This window comes from Bacillus sp. LL01 (assembly GCF_001037965.1).
In genome coordinates, this window is sequence record NZ_LFEL01000010.1 from 16896 (window position 1) to 36129 (window position 19234).

18 protein-coding genes and 2 tRNA genes are annotated in these 19234 nt (G+C 43.4%); 2 read left to right on the plus strand and 18 right to left on the minus strand.

Annotated features, from left to right (window positions below; translation table 11 throughout):
* Positions 1–140 precede the first annotated feature (140 nt).
* From AB685_RS20230 to spoIIE, 4 genes are all read right to left on the minus strand, one after another.
* On the minus strand, positions 141–1175 hold the full coding sequence (locus AB685_RS20230) for a serine/threonine-protein kinase (RefSeq protein ID WP_047972400.1): 1035 nt from the start codon (positions 1173–1175) through the stop codon (positions 141–143).
* Positions 1141–1878, minus strand: coding sequence for a VWA domain-containing protein (locus AB685_RS20235; RefSeq protein WP_047972401.1), 738 nt, complete (start codon positions 1876–1878; stop codon positions 1141–1143). Before AB685_RS20235 ends, AB685_RS20230 begins: the two co-directional genes overlap by 35 nt.
* An 88-nt stretch (positions 1879–1966) precedes the next feature.
* The gene (locus AB685_RS20240) at positions 1967–2305 is read right to left on the minus strand and encodes a hypothetical protein (protein ID WP_047972402.1); all 339 of its coding nucleotides are present in this window, start codon (positions 2303–2305) and stop codon (positions 1967–1969) included.
* Positions 2306–4792, minus strand: a complete 2487-nt coding sequence (gene spoIIE / locus AB685_RS20245; RefSeq protein WP_047972403.1) for a stage II sporulation protein E — start codon at positions 4790–4792, stop codon at positions 2306–2308.
* 436 nt (positions 4793–5228) lie between these two features.
* Between spoIIE and AB685_RS20250 the strand changes: the two genes are divergently transcribed.
* Both AB685_RS20250 and AB685_RS20255 read left to right on the plus strand, forming a co-directional pair.
* Positions 5229–5305, plus strand: a tRNA-Met gene (locus AB685_RS20250).
* 9 nt (positions 5306–5314) lie between these two features.
* Positions 5315–5386: transfer RNA gene (locus AB685_RS20255), tRNA-Glu, on the plus strand.
* Positions 5387–5607: 221 nt separating this feature from the next.
* Here the strand turns inward: AB685_RS20255 and AB685_RS32420 are convergent.
* The 14 genes from AB685_RS32420 to AB685_RS20320 all read right to left on the minus strand — a co-directional run bounded on the left by AB685_RS32420 (position 5608) and on the right by AB685_RS20320 (position 19085).
* A complete protein-coding gene (locus tag AB685_RS32420) occupies positions 5608–5733 on the minus strand; it encodes a hypothetical protein (RefSeq protein WP_277814300.1) in 126 nt (41 codons plus the stop codon).
* Positions 5734–5960: 227 nt separating this feature from the next.
* Positions 5961–6422: a S1 domain-containing RNA-binding protein gene (locus AB685_RS20260; protein WP_047972404.1), complete on the minus strand. Its 462-nt coding sequence runs from the start codon at positions 6420–6422 to the stop codon at positions 5961–5963.
* Between the two features lie 88 nt (positions 6423–6510).
* Complete coding sequence (locus AB685_RS20265; protein ID WP_047972405.1) at positions 6511–6894, minus strand: septum formation initiator family protein; 384 nt, start codon at positions 6892–6894, stop codon at positions 6511–6513.
* Positions 6895–6909: 15 nt separating this feature from the next.
* The gene (gene yabQ, locus AB685_RS20270) at positions 6910–7548 is read right to left on the minus strand and encodes a spore cortex biosynthesis protein YabQ (protein ID WP_047972406.1); all 639 of its coding nucleotides are present in this window, start codon (positions 7546–7548) and stop codon (positions 6910–6912) included.
* The gene (gene yabP / locus AB685_RS20275; RefSeq protein WP_047972407.1) at positions 7545–7850 is read right to left on the minus strand and encodes a sporulation protein YabP; all 306 of its coding nucleotides are present in this window, start codon (positions 7848–7850) and stop codon (positions 7545–7547) included. Before yabP ends, yabQ begins: the two co-directional genes overlap by 4 nt.
* Before the next feature lie 78 nt (positions 7851–7928).
* Positions 7929–8198 carry an RNA-binding S4 domain-containing protein gene (locus tag AB685_RS20280; RefSeq protein ID WP_047972408.1) on the minus strand — a complete coding sequence of 90 codons (270 nt, stop codon included), beginning with the start codon at positions 8196–8198 and terminating at the stop codon, positions 7929–7931.
* 18 nt (positions 8199–8216) lie between these two features.
* Positions 8217–9680: a nucleoside triphosphate pyrophosphohydrolase gene (mazG, locus tag AB685_RS20285; protein ID WP_047972409.1), complete on the minus strand. Its 1464-nt coding sequence runs from the start codon at positions 9678–9680 to the stop codon at positions 8217–8219.
* A gap of 198 nt (positions 9681–9878) precedes the next feature.
* On the minus strand, positions 9879–11471 hold the full coding sequence (locus AB685_RS20290) for a polysaccharide biosynthesis protein (RefSeq protein ID WP_047972410.1): 1593 nt from the start codon (positions 11469–11471) through the stop codon (positions 9879–9881).
* 318 nt (positions 11472–11789) lie between these two features.
* Positions 11790–12326 carry a stage V sporulation protein T gene (gene spoVT, locus AB685_RS20295; RefSeq protein WP_047972411.1) on the minus strand — a complete coding sequence of 179 codons (537 nt, stop codon included), beginning with the start codon at positions 12324–12326 and terminating at the stop codon, positions 11790–11792.
* Between the two features lie 206 nt (positions 12327–12532).
* Positions 12533–16066 carry a transcription-repair coupling factor gene (mfd, locus tag AB685_RS20300; protein ID WP_047972412.1) on the minus strand — a complete coding sequence of 1178 codons (3534 nt, stop codon included), beginning with the start codon at positions 16064–16066 and terminating at the stop codon, positions 12533–12535.
* Between the two features lie 89 nt (positions 16067–16155).
* Positions 16156–16386: an anti-sigma-F factor Fin family protein gene (locus tag AB685_RS20305; RefSeq protein ID WP_047972413.1), complete on the minus strand. Its 231-nt coding sequence runs from the start codon at positions 16384–16386 to the stop codon at positions 16156–16158.
* Between the two features lie 199 nt (positions 16387–16585).
* The gene (gene pth, locus AB685_RS20310; protein WP_277814301.1) at positions 16586–17146 is read right to left on the minus strand and encodes an aminoacyl-tRNA hydrolase; all 561 of its coding nucleotides are present in this window, start codon (positions 17144–17146) and stop codon (positions 16586–16588) included.
* Between the two features lie 255 nt (positions 17147–17401).
* On the minus strand, positions 17402–18046 hold the full coding sequence (locus AB685_RS20315; protein ID WP_047972415.1) for a 50S ribosomal protein L25/general stress protein Ctc: 645 nt from the start codon (positions 18044–18046) through the stop codon (positions 17402–17404).
* 85 nt (positions 18047–18131) lie between these two features.
* The gene (locus tag AB685_RS20320) at positions 18132–19085 is read right to left on the minus strand and encodes a ribose-phosphate diphosphokinase (protein WP_198530549.1); all 954 of its coding nucleotides are present in this window, start codon (positions 19083–19085) and stop codon (positions 18132–18134) included.
* Between the last annotated feature and the right edge of the window lie 149 nt (positions 19086–19234).

A 19234-nucleotide genomic window follows, 5' to 3' on the forward strand; every position in this document is an offset into this window, starting at 1 on the left:
TTCCTTTAATCTACGCGTATAATTTCTATTTTATCCTACCATTTGATATGTTCTCCTGCAAAAATAGATGCTTATAAATCTGTTAGCAAAAACATCCATACTGCTATATACCCCTCATCATCACGGTAAAACGCTAAGTTTCAGGTTACTTGCCCATATAAATAGAAGAAGTAGGCAACCAGGATGACAGATAATAGAACAGCCGTCTCCATCCATCCATTGCTTGAGGACCTTTGTGGCGTGGACTTCACTGGAGCACTTCCACCTGCTTTCGTTCTCCTGCTTGATTTTGGTGGAGTGGAACTCATTGTCCTGTTGGTATTGGAATGCTGGACCTTATGGCGAGAAGTTGTTGGATTCCGTTGGCTCATGACAGACAACATCCCTTTTTTCATTTCTCCGGCGGAGTGGTAGTTACCTGAAAGCGCGCTTGTCAGGACACCTTCATATCCTTTGAGCCAGCTGTTTCTATCGATATAAACCGATAGTTGTTTCAGCCCTCCATCTCCACTCTTTTGGAACTGCTTGGGATAGCAGATATGAATCATGATCATTGCCACTGAGAAAAGGTCGTAAGAGGCCTCGGCCTTCCTTGACCCAAGCCCCCAGTATCCCCTGTCAAAAAACTCCGTGAATTCCTTAATTGCACGACCATTAAGTGTCGTACCGCCGACGTCCACGAGACGAACTTTGGGAGGGGTTGCCGTTACGATTAAATTGTCCGGTTTCAGATCCCCAAACACCCATCCCTCTTTATGCAAGGTCTCTAAATCGGTCAGTAATTGGAGAATCAGGATCCCCGCCCACTCCATCCCTCTTTTCTGGACAAAAGAGAGAAGGGACTCGCCTTCTAGGTATTCCATGACATAAAAGGAAAAAGTCTGTTTTCCTTTTCCCTGCTCCCAATCGTCCACATCTAACAAAGAAGGCCCCAGGGAGAACCCTCGGACCTTTGAAAAATGACGCAGTACATTTACCTCGGAAGTGATGGACATGCTGTTTTCGCTTATTTTCAATGCAGCTAAGCCCTTGGAACTCCTCGTTAAATATACATACCCCGTCGCACCGTACCCGAGCATTCTGACAATGGTGTAGCTCCCTTTATGCCATTTTCCGATAATGGTCGTCCCTTGTGGCAGGTTACCTACCGGATTCTTCATAGTATTGTTCATCATCGGAAATCAAGCTCCTCAGGTTACGCGTTTCTTTAAAATAAGGAATGGCTTCTTGGATAGCAGGACCGGTCGGTGTTATCCCACCTGTCGATAGTTTTGGAAAGATGCTGGACAGCGATTCCAGTTTTGGTGTCCAATCCAGGATTTTTTCCACTTCTTGTCGTTTTCCCGGGAAAACAAAGGCTGAAAACTGGTTATCACCGATTCTTGCATTCAAGCTCAGCGCCAGGTCCAATAACGCTTCCTTCACCGTAGGAAGTTTGGACTTCATGCTTGCGCTTGTATCCACGAGAATCAGCACCTGCAGGGAAACCGTTTCACCCAGTTCATCGACAACTTCCATCACTTCCCCGCGTTTTTCCGGTGGAAGGTCTTCCATGGAAGTGTCCGATCCCAAGATCTGTTGAAGCTCCTTATTTATAACCCCCTGTAAAGTTTGGGTCATCGCTTTTCTGGTCACCATCTGGACTGTTTGAGATAAGTTCTTTGCATACACAATCTGACTGACTCCGCCACCAGACATTGCGATCCCCTCTATCTCTTGCATCCCTCTCTCATCTATCGTATCCTCATCCATCACACCGATTACATTCACCGTAATTCCCTGCTCTTTGGCAAGGGCCGCCATGGCAATTGGATCATCCCCTGAATTCGAGCATCCATCCGTAATTAATAGAATCTGTTTCAACGTCCCTTTATACACGTTTCGTCCCCTCCTAATGCGTATAATTTACATTAGCCATCATGGACGAGACGAGCTTATTTTATACCCTCTGCTTTCAATTTATCTTCTAGGATGTATTCACTTCCGCTACTTCCTTTTTGACGAGAAGAGATAGAACAAACTTCAGTTCTGACAGCAATTCAATGGGCTTCACGACCTGCTGATTTCTTCGTTTCTTCATCTGTGTGTACTCGTCAGTCCTTACTGGCACATTATTTTTCCCAATAGTAACCCTGTCCGAATGGATCCCTCTCACTACTCCAACTTGATTGCGTAGCATTCCTGCTTCCTCGATTCCTGCCACTACTGCTACTTGCTTCCTTTCCTGCAACTCCACCTTCATCACACGAGGAACCCCCAATCCTTTCATCACTCCAGATACAACTTTAGCTAAGATTGTCAACACTTAAAGCGCCTCCTTCATCATTTGGTTTTTGGATAAATAGTTATAGGCAGGGATGGCTGCCCATTTCGGAATGTTTCTTTCTATTTTTGCAACTACTATTGTCATATCGTCCTGGATTTGTCCTGATCTTGTTCTGATAACCTCCTCCATAATGATATCTGCTATTTCCTGCGGATCGTCCGTCCTGATTTCGGATACTTTTCGCTTCATCCATAAATCATAGTTCTCTACATGTTTAGGCCCTTCAAAAATTCCGTCGCTCATCATAATCAGCAAATCTCCAGCTTTCAACTGGGCACTAACGACGTCCACATCGAACTCTTGAATGATTCCCATTGGTAGGTTACTGGCTTCAATTTTGATAACTTTATCTCCCCGTTTCACAAAACTTGGAGTCGAACCGACCTTTAAAAATTTTGCTGAGGCATCTTGAAGATCGATCATCGCAAGATCAAGCGTCGTAAATATCTCATCTGTGGTCCTTAATGATAGAACCGAATTGACCGACTTGATGGCCACCTTCTCCTTTATCCCAGACTGAAGAATCTCTTGAAGCAACTTTAAGGTTTCTTTGCTTTCATAGTGCGCACGCTCTCCATTCCCCATTCCATCACTGATGGCGATGGCATATTTCCCATGCCCCAGCTCTATGGTAGAATAGCTATCTCCCGAAATCAGGCCTCCTCCTTTTGCTGCATGTGCAACACCAGTGTTCACAACAAATGCTTTCGCAGAGCCAAAAGATACATGACAATATCCATTGTTATCTGCATTGCATTCCTCCTTTTTCACAATAATATTCTCGTGCAATATATCTGAAAGCATTGGGGCAATGAGCTTCTCGCACTCTCCACGCCCTTCGCAGTATGGAACCGTCATTTCAATATCAACATTCCCCTGCTCAACGCTGTATATTTCCACTTGTTCTATTTCAATCCCGAATGCTTGGAGGGCGTCCAGAATCTGATCTTCCTGGACATAATGATTCTCCCTCTCTCGCTGAATCTCTTTTGCAAAATCCTCCATCACCTGGGAAACACCCATTAATTGATCAGCTACCAACCTCCTACTCTCCATTAATTGTTTTTTCAACTTTTCACTCGCGTGGAACTGGGCTAGCTCGTTTTTGATAACCGTCTTCACTTTTTCGGATTTGACGCAATGGCGATCCCACTCCTTCTGTAGTTTGACGTTCAGGCTAATGGTCCCTTCCTCTGTATCCTCCATTAAATGAGTCATATAATCATAGGTTTTCTGGAAATTCTGTGTCCAGCACTGCTCTTTCTTAAAGCAATTTTGACACGTCTTCTCTGTAACATTACTTAAGAAAAGATCGACTTCCTGTTCTGTATTGGAATGTTCAAACTGAAACTTCGAGAAGCTATTAGAGAGCGCCTGGAAAACGTGTGAAAATTGTTCCACCCTATTTGCCGTGACATCACGGACCTTCCTCATGTATTGCTGTTGCTCCGCTGTGTACTCAGCTGTTCCGGGAATGGATTTAGCCAGGTTGGATATCGCTTTTTGCGGTGTCAGTAAAAAAATAGCAACAGCTACCAGAGATTCCATAATGGTAGGTACAAGTAGCGTCATCCCCTCCCCATAAATGCCAATTAGTAATGTGCCTAGAAGCAGTCCCACCGATACGCCAAGCTTGTTCCCTTCCCGCAGCAGACCTCCTAACAGACCAGCAAATGCCAGTAGGCTCATCTGGTATAAATTGGATACAGTTGCCAAGCTTAATATAAGCCCTGTCACCACTCCGACGGTCGACCCAATGGTGGCCCCAGCCACAAATGCGAAGATCAGCACCAGATATCGAGATAATATATGTTCAATAGAGAGATCATAAGCTGTCCAACCTATGGTACCGGTCAGTACAGATGCAAATAGGATAATGAGACAGATAATTTCTTCCGTTTTGAAGGCTTGTCTCTTTTTTCTCATGGTTATAAGCGGAAGACTCTGAAAGAAGATAAGTGTGAGGATGAACCCTAGCCCTGCCTCCACACCAATCATCAGCCAATCATAGGTTACAATACCTGTTGTAAAGTAGATCATGGTCGTTTTAGAAAGGAAGGCTGATGCAAATACCAGGAACGGTATAGATTTGAGTGGCTCTATTTTTAGTGACCGCGCCCATTTGAAAAGAAGGACAAATAGTATCATCCCGCCTAGAACGTACACCGCCGTTAAAGCTGAAATGGTTGCCGATCCGACCATTAAAGCAATTAATGTGAGACCTGCACGTTTCTTTTTCATAAAATACACAGCTGCGAAAAACGGTAATGCAAAAGGTGTAATCTCATTCAGGATCAGAGCTCGTCCTAGCAAAAATCCGATAAAGACCAAAAGAAATCCCTGGTGAAAAAGTATCGTGGTGAGCTTTGTCTTAGTTGAATGCATCGATTTCATGATCGTTCTTCTGAGTTTTCCCAACTGAACGTTGGAAACCGGTTCCCCCATATCCCTTTCTAGTCCCTGCATGATATCCACTCCCATATTTTATCTATTGGGGTCATTATACAAGCTGAAAAGGAAAAGATTTGTCAAACGAACCCCTCTGAACAGAAGAAAAGTTCGACTTATTACAAGGAAAAGAGGTAAAAGCTGTCATGAAATCATCGCATTTGCCATGCGCTTTCATCAGTTTTTGTAAATTCAAAAGGTAATACCGAAGATAATGTTCTAATTTTTCTTACATTTTTAAAATGTGTTGACATATGTTTGATAAGTTAGTATGATAACTCTTGTGTCTTGTGAGGGATATGTAAATTTGGCGGTGTAGCGACGAGCGATACTTCCACGAATTTACTACGAGTTGTCCCTACAGATTCACTTCCCTGAATTAACTTGCAGAGGAAGAGACACGGACCAGTAACAACGGTGCCTGTGAATCCTATATGAAATACTTTATAATTTTGGCGGTGTAGCTCAGCTGGCTAGAGCGTACGGTTCATACCCGTGAGGTCGTGGGTTCGACTCCCTCCGCCGCTACCAACTTTATAAGGCCCATTGGTCAAGCGGTTAAGACACCGCCCTTTCACGGCGGTAACACGGGTTCGAATCCCGTATGGGTCATAATATAAAAGCTGTCACAGCTTCAGGATAAAACCTGATTCTGTGGCAGCTTTTTTGTATTTGCTGAAATCAATAAGAAAAATCTGGCAAAAACCGCCGGCCCGTTTTAGTTACTTGGTTATGCTCCGCTGTTGATTTCCGCAAATGGCTTCGCTTTCCTAGGGGCGCTGCTGGAGCCTCCTCGGCTCCGCCTGCGGGGTCTCCACCAAGCACTATCTCCCTCAGGAGTCTTCGCCTTTTGCTCCAATCAACAGCTCTAGATAATTAGAACGAAACGTTATTGCTTTTACAGTTAACTCAGGTAAATACCATACCTCTACAAAAATCCTTAAGGTTAATGAAGTCATCTTGTTGATTGAAGTGGAAGGCGCGCAGACGCCCGCGGGAGGAAGGGACAGGTGAGACCCCGCAACGTAGTGAGGAGGCTCACGGACCGCCCGCAGGCAAGCGAAGCGCCTGGAACGGAAATCAACAGGATTTTATACTTTCTTATCTTTTCAAAAAAACACGCCCCTCAAAGATTCAGGGCGTGTTCAAACGTTAAGTTTTTATATATGAGATTTTCAGCAGCAAGTTACTTTCTACTTGCTCCACGACCTCCACGTTTTGATTCCGTGCTACGCTTCAGGGTAGTTAAACGATCTTCACTATCCTTCAAGAACCTTGCCATTTTTTGCTCAAAGTTTTCCTTTGGACGGAATTCTTCTCTTTTCCCTCTTGGTGGTCGTTGATTAGAGCGTTGTTGGCTGTTATTCGGACGTTGTGACGGTGCAGCAGAACGTGGTTGTGGCTCACGATAAGTGTCGCTTGCCTTTTTAATGGATAGACCGATTTTGCCATCCTTCTCCACGTTAATCACTTTCACCTCTACTGCATCACCAACTTTTAGATGGTCGTTAATATCCTTCACATAGTTGTCTGCTACTTCACTAATGTGAACAAGACCAGTTGATCCTCCTGGCAACTCAACGAACGCGCCAAAATTAGTTATACCTGTTACCTTACCCTGTAACTTGCTGCCTACTTCGATTGACATAAAAAAAATGCTCCTCCTTAAAATCATAAAAATAAATCACTTTACCTACCATTATACCTAGAGCAAAATTGAGGTGTCAATATGACGACTAATCTGATGACGAATCGTCTGGTATATTGAAGATGATTTCATCATCTTCTGACATGAAATAATCCCTACGTGCGATTTTCGCAATATAATCATCATCGTTCAGTTTTACAATTTCCTCTTCTAAACGCTGCTGTTCTTTTTCCAATTTGGCCAGCTCTTGTTCGACGACTTCTTTTCTATCCTCTTTCTCCTGGAGAATAGCACGTTGATCTAAGAGTGTTTTCCCCATTAGTATTCCAAAAACTAATGCTAAACAAAAGAATAATGATAAACGGCGATAAAGTCCACGGCGTCTTTTCTGCTGCTTTAACTGCTGGTCCTGTTTTTGTTTGGAATAATCGGAATGGATTTTTGATACCTTTTCATCTCTTGCCGCGCTCATCTTATCATTCCTCTCCTAGCGCTTTTTCCAAAAGTTCTTTACTCTATTCATTATACTATGTTTCCTATTCTTTACTAGTGTAAAAAATCCTTCAAGTTTTTTGAAAAGTATGTGTAAATATTTTTTTACAACGTTTGGGACCAGCTTCCATATTAGCATACCAATCCACTTAAAGGGTAATGCACAAATTTTGACAATCCTCCAAACCACAAGTAGTAGAACACGCAATGTGGAATGGACGAACTTCCAAATGCCTAGCAAAATAATGATAAGGGCTTGTACCAATAGTTGAATAGGCTTGATGACAAGCATACGCACAAGTTTTTCCAGGAAACGGTATAAACTGATTACAAGTTGAATGATAGTTTCAAGCAAACTTAAGTAGAAGTAACGGAATATGCTCTGGTAGGCTGCAAAGCCACACACGAGTGCGATGAGGATATAGAAACGAAGCTCACCTTCATTGACTAGCAGCAGGACATAGAAAGTAATAAGGCCTTGCAAGAGCCAAAAAAGGATATCGTGAATGAAGACTATCCATTTGGCTCTTTTTTCCCGCTTCAGAAAACGCCCATACGTATCGATGGACGCTCCTAGCCATGCCCCCACACCGATCATGGCAAGCATTGTATAAAGCTGGATGCTTAGTGTCATTTGAACAACTTACTAAAGAACCCTTTAGCTTTCTCCGCCTGTTGATCGTCCAGATAAATGATTTCCATGATCTTTCCTTTGATCGAGACGACGCCCTTTTCCACATCAAGGTTTTTCATCTGGAGATTTTGTCCTCTTACAGATAGAAAACCCATGACAGTTTCCAGCAAAAACTCTTCATTATCGAAACTTTCCACTTGCTTTACACCTGAGATATCCAACATTCTGCGGCTTCTCATTACGATGTCTTGCTCTTGGACAGTCTGCTTATTTCCTTGATTTGGATCATAGTATTGATTCATATTCATCCCTCACCTATTCATTACTTGAAGATAGTACATATATATGAGAAGGATGAATTTTTAGAACAAGCCTGCCGTCTACTCTTCTGTTTGTTCCACTCTTTCTTCTTTCACGATTGTGTACATCATGGCAGCTTCTTCTTTTTTGGCATTTTCCTGAATGTTATCCACTGATGCAGTCACAATTTTCTGGCCGAAATGTATTTTCAGCTCATCTCCCGCTTTCACATTGCTGCTCGCTTTAGCCTGAACGTCGTTAATATAAATTCTGCCCTGTTCAGCCACTTCTTTTGCGAGTGTGCGACGCTTGATGATTCTCGATACTTTCAAAAATTTATCTAAACGCATGGTCTTTCTCCCCCTATATTATAACCCGTTCTTTTTAGCTTCTTCCCAGATTTCATCCAATTGCTCTAATGAAAGATTCTCGATTGGTTGCCCTAATTCCTTTACCTTTTTTTCAATAAATGTAAACCTGCGGTAAAATTTCCGGTTGGTTAGGCCCACCGCTTCTTCCGGATCGATTTTATAGTATCTTGCAATGTTGACGAGTGCAAAAAGCACGTCCCCAAGTTCTGCTGCTACACGCTCCGAAGTTGGATCCAGTGCCAGCTCTTCCTGCAGCTCCTGTATTTCTTCCTTCACCTTTTCCCACATTGGCGCCACATCGTCCCAGTCAAACCCGACCTTGCCGGCTTTTTTCTGGTATTGATATGCTTTTGTCAAATTAGGAAGCCCTTTTGCAACCGAATCGAGAATGGACTGCTCAGCCCTTTCGCCTTTTTCCTCGGCTTTAATCGCTTCCCAATTGGTGACGACCTCATCTGCATCTTCCACTGAAGTGTCAGCAAAGACATGGGGGTGTCTGCGGATCATCTTTTCATTGATCCCTTCGATTACATCCTCTATGCTGAAGTAACCTTCATCCTCCCCGATCTGGGCATGGAGCATCACCTGCAGTAGAACATCCCCAAGCTCCTCGATGATTCCATCCGTGTCCTCCTCATCAATGGCATCCAGCAGCTCATAGGCTTCCTCTATCAGATACTTTTTCAAGGATTCGTGGGTCTGTTTCTGATCCCATGGGCAGCCGCCTGGACCTCTTAATATCGCAATGGTCTTGCGGAAGGAGGAAAACTGTTTATAAAGAAGTTCCTCCTCATTCACAGCAGGAACATATACGCTCGTTAGATTGTTGATCTCTGCCACACGATCCAATTCATACAAAGGTACCTCTGTGATCTGCTCCATGGAAGATCCCGCTGCCGTTACAATTGTTACTGGATAGTCATCAGGCAGTAGCTCCATTAAGGTGAGCTTCACTTCTGATGCAATGAAGGCGTCGTACACCTGACAAAATATCATCGCCTGAGTAGGTTCGATTGCATCCTTCACGAGTGCGGTTGCATCGTGGAACTGAAAGCCATCGATCGGGTCGAGCCCCACGGCTGTGAACATCGGATCTAGGAAGCTTTGCCCTCCTTTTATATCGAGCTTGATGATTCCTTCCCTTTCTTTATCCAACAGGATCTGTACTGTTTTTTCCGCCACCAGCGGATGCCCTGGTACCGCATAGACGATTTCTTGTTGTTCACTATGCGCTAGTAGCTCTTCTGCAATTCTTTCATATACCGTGCCGAATTCGCCCTCCTGTTCGTAGATTGCATCGAACGACTGGTAGACGAGCCCTTCTTTCTCTAGTTCCGCGATTACGGGGTGTTCTTTTGTGCGGAGGTAAAGGTGTTCCGTCTTCATTAATTGCTTGTAGACTCCCATTGGAAGCTGTTCGAAGTCACCTGCACCAAGGCCTAGAACCTTTATCACATTCATATATGGTCACCAACTTTTTTGTTTTATTTATAAAAATTCGTATTAACTCCCTGTTTCCTTTTCGTTTCAGGTGTTCGCTTTCCGCGGGGCGGTGCTTGTGCCTCCTCGCTTCACTGCGGGGTCTCAAGTCTACCGCTACCTCCCGCCGGAGTCTCTCACCTTGCACTTCAGTTAACAGGGGGAACATTTAAAAATGGATTAGATTTTTACTAGTTTCACCAGTTTTTTTCCTAACGGGAGAAGCAAGAGCTCCTCTCTAGTAAAGAAGTGGTTTTTTATCAACATTAATAGATAGATGGTTCCGCCAATTCCTACTCCCAGTAAGCTCTGGATGGTGGCCAGTGGCCGACTGTGGCCAATAAATGCGTCCGTGAGTAAAAGATAGAGCGCCAAAGCGGCGGACATCACGGCGATACTCACAAGCAACGGAATGGTTGGCATTCTCTCAAAAATGGAGGTTCCCGTCTTCTTTTTCAAAGCCAGGACCAACATAACAGCAACCGAACCGAAGGCGATCAATGTACTGCTTGCCGCTCCCATTGTTGAATAGGAGGGTATTAAAATGACATTAAGTAAATATTTTAGTCCAATTCCAATTACCACAAAAAGGGCAGGAAGATAGGTGTTTCCAAGTCCCTGCAAGATAGCCGCTGCTGTTAGGGCGATACTACAAAACAGAATCGACAAGCCAAGTACTAGTAGAACGTTGTAGCCTTCTTCATTGGAAAAAAGCATCATATTTACTGGTTTGATCAGCCATGCAAGACCTACAGCCGCCCCAGCACCGACACCGATGCTGACACGAATCGAGAGGCTTATTTTCTCTTTTACTTCCGCTTCTTTCCGCTTCGAAAGGATTATATATGGAACAAGGGATAATGAGAAGGCAGTAGCTACCACTGTACCAAGCTGGATAAGAGGCTGCCCCCTGTCATATACGCCTTTCAGCTCTTTGGCACTCTGAGCATCAACCCCGCTTTCCAATAGCCATGCATAGATGGTAAACGCATCGACCATTTGAAAAAGAACCAACAATAGAGAACTGATACAAATCGTAAAGCCTTGAAGCAAAAGGACCTTTACAATAGATTTCGAAGACGGAAGCATTTTTGTAGTTACAAACGTTTGTTTCTGCTCCCTTTTCCTTCTTTGATAAAAGGACAACAGTACCAGGACCGCAGCAAACCCTCCTGCTACCGAACCGAAAATGGCACCTGCGCCAACTTCATAAAGCGAAAAGCCCGCGTTCACCAACAGGTAGGATAGCACCAGGATGGTTCCAACTCTGATCAACTGTTCACTTACTTGGGAAACGGCTGTCGGAGTCATCTCTCCAAGGCCCTGAAAGCTCCCACGCCACACGGAGACTAATGGCAGCAACAGAAAGGAGAATGCCACAATTTTTATTAATATCGCAAGCTCGATATCTCCCATAAAGGCAGCCACGTGCGGTGCACCAAAGTAAAGGAGCAAGAAAAAAGCCAAACCTAGCAACGTAAGAAAAAAGAAAGATACCCATCGGATTTTTCTTGCTGCCTGTTCCCTGGTCTCTTCAGGATGTTCTGCAATAATTTTAGAGATTACGACCGGAAAACCATATGTAGATAAAATAACGGCTACCCCAAAGAAGGGATATACCTGCTGATAAATATAGAATCCTACATCTCCTACGATGTTCTGAAAAGGAACGCGATATGCTGCGCTAAGGATTTTGGTGAGGATTCCTGCAATGGTTAGAATCATTGCGCCCCTCCAGACCTTTTGATAGGAGTGTGGTGATAAATCATTCATAAAAAGCCCGCCTTAAAGGTATTCGTGCAATTGTATAATTATAGCATATTTTTGAAAGGCTCTTTTCTCAAAGATTGTTGCTATTCACTAGTAAAAAGTCGGTTATTGGACTTTTTACGACTTATTTACTCTAAAATAGGCATGTAGTTTACTCTCGATACTCGAGAAAAGAGCACGACCGTAAGGAATATAACGGTTGGTTTATAAAAACGAAAAAACAACAAAGTTTACGAAAACAGCCTTTTGAAAAAAGTTTGTGTGGTACACGCCCCAAAGAAAAGAAGCAGCAGATCGAATATCTGCTGCTTCCACCTAATATTAGTGCTCCATCTGTCTTGCTAAGAAGCCGGCAGCTGTTTCCACAGCTTTCTGTTCCACTTCACCAAGAGATTTATCTTTGGACATGATAACGACTGCACCTATTGGATCTCCGTTAGCTACGATAGGTCCAATGGTATAAGATGCTAGCGTTTCTGTGTGCCCATCGACAATTGCCACTTGTTGTTCATCCGTTTTCAATACGGAATTTCGGTCTTCCATGGATTTCTCCACGACTTCGCTGACGCTTTTGCTCAAATATTCCTTTTTGGAGCTGCCAGCGACGGCAATGAACGTATCGCGATCACAGATTAATACAGGGTGTCCCAGACTATCATAGAGAGCTTCGGCATATTCCTTAGCAAAATCGCCAAGCTCACTAATCGGAGAGTATTTCTTTAAGATTACCTCTCCATCCCGATCGACAAAGATTTCAAGCGGGTCACCCTCGCGAATACGCAGGGTTCTTCTTATTTCTTTAGGAATTACAACGCGACCGAGGTCATCAATACGACGAACTATACCAGTTGCTTTCATTTCTTAGGTTGCCTCCTTCATCCGATGATAAAAAGAGATGAGTTAAATTGGTGGAATTGATCAAGATGTCCTGATTTTGAAGAATTCACCATTCGTTGAAGTTAGTATCCTACACTCAGGGAGTTATATACATGTTGGAAAAGTTTTTTTCTGATAGTAAATTCCCCCAGTATTTATATAGACAACTTTTCACAAACTCAAACCTTTTAGGAAGCATTTACACTTTCTTTTTTAACTTTTTCTAATCCTTTTATCATAGAAATGGCAATATATATCCACTCTTCTGTCGAAGTTCGCTTGGTCTGGATGACAATCTTCAGCTTCTTACCTTCCATCCCCAGGCTGACCATTCTGCCAAATTCATTTCCAAGCAAGAAAAGCTTCTGTCCATCAATGAGTTCACTGGCTTCCTCAGAGAGGAGGATGACGAGATCCTGTTTTGTTTGCTTGACGTAATCCACTTTTTCTTTAAGACCGTGCACCCTCATTTCTGACACTTGGAACAAATAATCGACCTCTTTAGGATAGTTTCCAAAACGGTCTTTCATTTCATCCTGTAGCTCTACGAGGTCTTCCTGTGTTTCTAGTCCCCTGAATCGTTTATACATATCAATCTTTTGTTTACTGTCCGCAATGTAGGATTCCGGAATATAGGCATCAAGCTCCACATCAATGGAAATCTCATGTGCCTTCTTCGTTTCTGTAGGTGCTTGGCGCTGCTCAATTGCTTCTTTTAGCATCTGGGAGTACATATCAAAACCGACTGAGTCGATAAAGCCATGCTGTTGGGCGCCAAGCAGATTGCCAGCTCCACGGATGGAGAGGTCACGCATAGCGATTTTAAAACCGGATCCAAGCTCTGTGAACTCTTTTATAGATTGCAATCTTTTCTCGGCCACTTCCGTCAGCACTTTATCTTTTCGATAGGTGAAATAGGCATAGGCCACACGATTTGATCTTCCTACACGTCCTCTTAGCTGGTAGAGCTGTGACAATCCCATCCGGTCGGCATCAAAGACGATCAGGGTATTTACATTAGGTATATCCACCCCTGTCTCGATGATGGTTGTACTAACAAGCACTTCCGCCTCCCCTTCGAGGAATTCGATCATCACCGACTCCAATTCATTCTCGCTCATTTTCCCATGAGCATATGTGACACGGGCGTCCGGAACCAGCATGGAGATCTCATCAGCCTTCCGCTCGATATCCTCCACTCTGTTATATAAGAAGTAAATCTGACCGCCGCGCGCCAGCTCCCTTTCAATCGCTTCTTTTACCAGGTTTCCGTTATATTCCATGACATATGTTTGGACAGGGAAGCGGTTTTCCGGCGGTGTTTCAATGACTGACAGATCACGGACACCAAGCATCGACATATGAAGCGTCCGAGGAATCGGGGTTGCCGTCAATGTAAGTACATCAATATTGGCTTTGAGCTGTTTGATTTTTTCCTTGTGGGTGACTCCAAAACGTTGCTCCTCATCAATAATCAGTAATCCCAAGTCCTTATATTTAATATCCTTGGATAATAATCGGTGTGTTCCTATGACTATATCAACCGTTCCATTTCCTAGCCCCTTCATCGTTTCCGTCTGCTGTTTTCTCGAACGGAAGCGGCTCATGAGCCCAATATTTATCGGGTACTCCTGGAATCTTTCCCGTATGGTTTCATAATGCTGTTGTGCCAGAATGGTTGTTGGCACCAATAGGGCCACCTGTTTGCCATCTGCTATGGCCTTAAATGCCGCCCTGATTGCGACCTCTGTTTTTCCATAACCCACATCACCACATAACAAGCGGTCCATAGGGCGTGTTTTTTCCATATCCAGTTTAATTTCATGAATCGAGCGCAACTGATCTTCTGTTTCCTGATACGGGAAGGTCGCTTCAAATTCCCGTTGCATCTCCCCGTCCGGTGAAAAGGTATGCCCGACACTGGCTTCTCTTTCGGCATACAGCTTGATGAGATCGTCGGCAATATCCTGAACAGAAGATTCCACCTTGCTTTTTACCTTTTTCCAGTCTGTTCCACCCAATTTATAGACTTTCGGTTCTTTTCCTTCTGATCCCACATATTTCTGGACCTGGTCTATCTGCTCGACAGGTACATAAAGCTTGTCGGAGCCTTGATATTTTATATGAATATAATCTTTATGAAGCCCATTAATATCGAGTGTTTCAATTCCCAGATACTTTCCGATGCCGTGGTTGATATGAACCACATAATCGCCCACATTCAGTTCCGAATAGTTCTTGATGCGTTCTGCATTGGAAAGCTTCTGCCTGTTTTTTGGCTTCTTAGCCTTCTTTTTGAAGAGCTCTTCCTCAGTAATGACCGCAAGCTTTTGCATGGGCAATTCAAATCCGGAGTGCAGATCTCCCTCTAGAATTTGAACCTCTCCATGAGCAAATGCCGATCCTTTTGAAAGCTTTCGGATATCCATTTCATAATCTGCAAATACAGTCTCCAATTTTTCCATCCGTTCCTGATTGGAAGCAAGGACCACCACAGCGTAGTTGGCCTTTCTCCAGCGGTCCACTTCGGATTTCAATAGATGCATCTGCCCGTGGAAATGTTGCATGCTCTTAGAGGACATACTGATCAGGTTTTCAGGATGAGTATGTGGTACCGCTCTTAAGAACAGCGATAAATAAAGGAACGGATGCTTTTTGCTATGTACAATCTGTGCAAAAGAATGTGAGAACGTCAAATCATGCACCGCTTTTCCTTCTGTCAAAAGCTCCACAAGCCACTCCGCTTCCTCTTTGTCCAGACTCTCTGCCGTTTCATGGATACGGCTGATTTCATCCATGATTACCATGCCGCCTTCAGGAAGATAATCTAGTAAACTAGCTGGCGTATTATAAAAGAAAGAGAGGTATTTGTACAACTCAGAAAACACTTGTCCATTGCGTATCTGCTCTATTTCATAGGAGATATTTTCCGTTAACAGCTGTTTCACTTTCTCGTTTTTCACTTTTTTTATTGTTTTCGCCAATTCTTTTTCTAGAGTTTCCCGTCCATTAGCAAGCTCTTGGTCAGTCAGAAGCATTTCGGTGGCTGGTCCGATGGTGACTTTATCCATACTCTTTTGTGACCGTTGATCGTCCACGGTAAAATAGCGGATGGACTCCACCTCATCATCAAAAAGCTCGATACGTACCGCATACTCCTCTGTAATGGGGTATATGTCGATAATTCCCCCTCTGATGCTGAAGTCACCTGGCGTTGCGACCATGCCCACGCGTTGATAACCAAACCTGACTAAGCGTTCTGCGAAGTTATCCATTTCCATCGTCTTTTCCACTTCAATGGTCAACAATGTCTGCTGCCATTTGTCCATGGATGGAAGGATCCGTTTCAAGCCTGCAATCGGTGCAATGACAATACCATTCTTTCTAGATGACCAGTGATTAAGTGCATCTACTCGCTGAGCCTTTAGTTCAGGGCTTGCAATACCGATTTCCGCTGCCAATACATCGTTGACCGGATACAAGTAGAGTTCATCCTCTGGCAGAAAACCCGCAAGGTCATCGTACACCTTTTGTGCATGATATAGATTATGCGTGATGAGCAAGATAGGCGCTTTTCTCTCTTCATACAACGCAGCTATCAGCATGGATCGTGCTGAATTGGATATTCCTGAAACCAACTGTTCATTCAAGCCTTCCTGCAAGCCGACCAGAACCGATTGGAAATCGTCATTTTCACTGAAGTATGGAATGAATCCTTTCATAACAGCACCCCCCTCTCTCAATTGTTTCGGTATATTTATCATTTCGTTTCCTAGACGCAAAAAGGCTTTGGTATCCCACCAAAGCAAATCTATTGTATAAACCGTTCTTGTTCATGCCAGCTTGGATTTCGATCCAGCGCTTCTTGGCAATCCTCACAAATTGTTTTAACATGTACATCACCATTTTGTTGATATGCTATCATTTCATGTCGTTCCGAATCTGACAATTGATGAAAACCCAGTTCTTCCGTGAACACCGACTTGGATTCAATGGTCCCGACCTTATAGCCGCAATGCCTGCAATGATAATGGATAGACATCTTCTTCCCCCCTCATATACCAGGCTCTTTTCGATAGGATTGATGGGGTATGCAATAATTACACATACTCACCAGCAGCAAAACTGCGAAAATGGCCCCTTTTATCACTAGTATAAACAGGGGGAAACATTGTTATACAAGATCGCTTGCACCAGGTGTATGAACTCCGGAAAGACAGTCAGACTTCTTTACATTTCTATTACTGATTAAATGTATTCATTACTTGCAGAAAATCTTTGGACAGATGTTCCTCACAGGCTTCAGTAGCTTTCTTCACACTATCATCAATGGCAGGGCGTTCTTCTGAGTGGAATTTGCCCAACACATAGTCGGATATGGACGGTCCATTTTTCGGACGATCAATTCCCATTCTGATTCGGTTGAAATTTTGTGTCTGCAGATGTTGTATCAATGATTTTATTCCATTATGCCCACCTGCACTCCCCTTCTGTCGCAGGCGCAGTTTCCCTGCAGGCAAATCAAGGTCGTCATAGATTACCACTAGATCCTCTACATCAAGCTTGTAGAAGTCCAATAACTGGCGTACACACTCACCTGATAAATTCATATATGTAAGAGGCTTCACCAATAGTACCTTTTCACCGTTTATCATACCTTGGCCAAATATTCCTTTGAACTTGGATTGCGTCAACGGGATACTCCATTTCTCCGCTAATTCATCTATCACCATAAAGCCGATATTATGCCTTGTTTCTTCATATTGACGGCCTGGATTTCCCAGCCCAACAAAAACCTTCATTTTTTCTCCTCCTGAAACCTCTTCCTCTATTCCAAATAAGGAACGCAAAAATTTCTTCATGGATACCTCCCACAAACCTATTCGCTATCTACCATTTTACTTGAACCTGACGTGAAAAGGAAATAAGAAGAATGGAAATGCAAATCTTCTATATCCGAATGGATTGGGGTTAACTCCCTGTTGATTTCCGTTTCAGGCATTCGCTTTACGCGGGGCGGTGCTCCTTAAACAAGAGAAAAGACGTAACCCATAAGGTTACGCCTCCTCCTCTGTGCTTTCACTTTTTTCTCTGCCTTCTACAAGTTCAGGCTCGCCTGGTTCTTGCTCTTCGCCAGGGTCAATTTCTTCCTCTTGTCGCGGAGGTAAGATGGAAGCAACCACTTCATCTTCTTCGTGATTAAAGCTATATTTGCCTGATGTGTCCAAGTCACCGATAGAGATGTTTTCATTCACTTGAAGCTCGGATACATCCACATCGATATATTCTGGAACATTATTCGGAAGTGATTTGATAGATACTTCGTGAAGCACTTGTTGCAGTACTCCTCCATCCTTCACTCCTGCAGCATCTCCTGTAACATGAACCGTGACATCCACATCAATCTCAGATTTGAAATCGACTACATGGAAATCCAGGTGGACGAATTCCAAACTTTTCAGTGGATTGATTTGATAATCGTAAAGCATTACTTTTCGCTTATCTGAACCGATCTCAAGTGAAATGATGCCGTTTCGTCCGGTTTCACGAATCGTTTTAATAAATTCTTTACTATCGACAGTAATAGATTTATTTTCTGTATCATTCCCATATACAACCGCTGGAATTAATCCTTCCTCACGGACTTTCGTTCTTGAAGATCTTTTGAATTCTGTACGTTCATTTGCATGTAATACTGACATTCTAATCACCTTCCTGGGAAAATAAAATACTTGTCTCTCATACAATTTCCCCAACTTCAGGAAGGTTAAACATAATCTAATAAGATTAATCGAATAAAGTACTTACAGATTTCTCTTCATGAACACGGATAATTGCTTCTGCAATAAGTTTTGCCACGGATAGCTGCGTGATTTTTTCTACCTTTTTCTCTTCCGGTAATGAAATGGTGTTGGTAACAACCAATTCTTTAATTCTGGAATTTTGGATACGTTCAATCGCCGGACCTGATAGAACCGGATGTGTACAGCATGCATACACTTCCTTCGCTCCATTTTCAATCAGGGCATTAGCTGCTAATGTAATCGTACCGGCTGTATCGATCATGTCATCAATCAAGATTGCCGTTCTTCCTTCAATATGACCAACAATGTTCATGACTTCCGCAACATTGGGGCGAGGTCTGCGTTTGTCAATGATGGCGATTGGTGCTTTCAGACGGTCTGCCAGTTTTCTGGCTCTTGTTACTCCACCATGGTCAGGAGACACGATAACAAGGTCTTCTAGTTCTTTGCTGTCAAAGTACTCCGCCAAAATAGGAACTCCTATTAAGTGATCAATTAAGATATCAAAGAATCCTTGAATCTGTGGCGCATGCAGATCAAGCGTAATAACGCGGTCCGCTCCAGCAGTTTCCAGAAGGTTTGCCACTAATTTGGCAGTAATCGGCTCACGTGCTCGTGCTTTACGGTCTTGTCTACCGTAACCGTAGTATGGCATCACAATGTTGATTGTTTTTGCAGAGGCGCGTTTAAGTGCATCAATCATAATAAGCGTCTCCATTATATGTTCATTCACTGGTGCGCTTGTAGATTGGATAACATACACATCACAACCACGGATACTTTCTTCAATGTTGATTTGAACCTCTCCATCACTGAAACGAGCTACCGAGCATTTCCCAATTGGAACACCCACATGTTGTGCAATTTCTTCTGCTAAGGCTGTATTGGAATTTAACGTGAAAATCTTTAGATTAGAATCGGCATACTTTGGCATGATAACTTGAACCCTCCGCTAGGTTTATTTAATGGCTTTATTTTGTGACTCTGTTAACACCGCTGTTGATTTCCGCACCGGGCTTCGCTTTCCTAGGGGTGCTGCTGGAGCCTCCTCGGCAAGCCTGCGGGGTCACAAGTTACCGCTAGCTC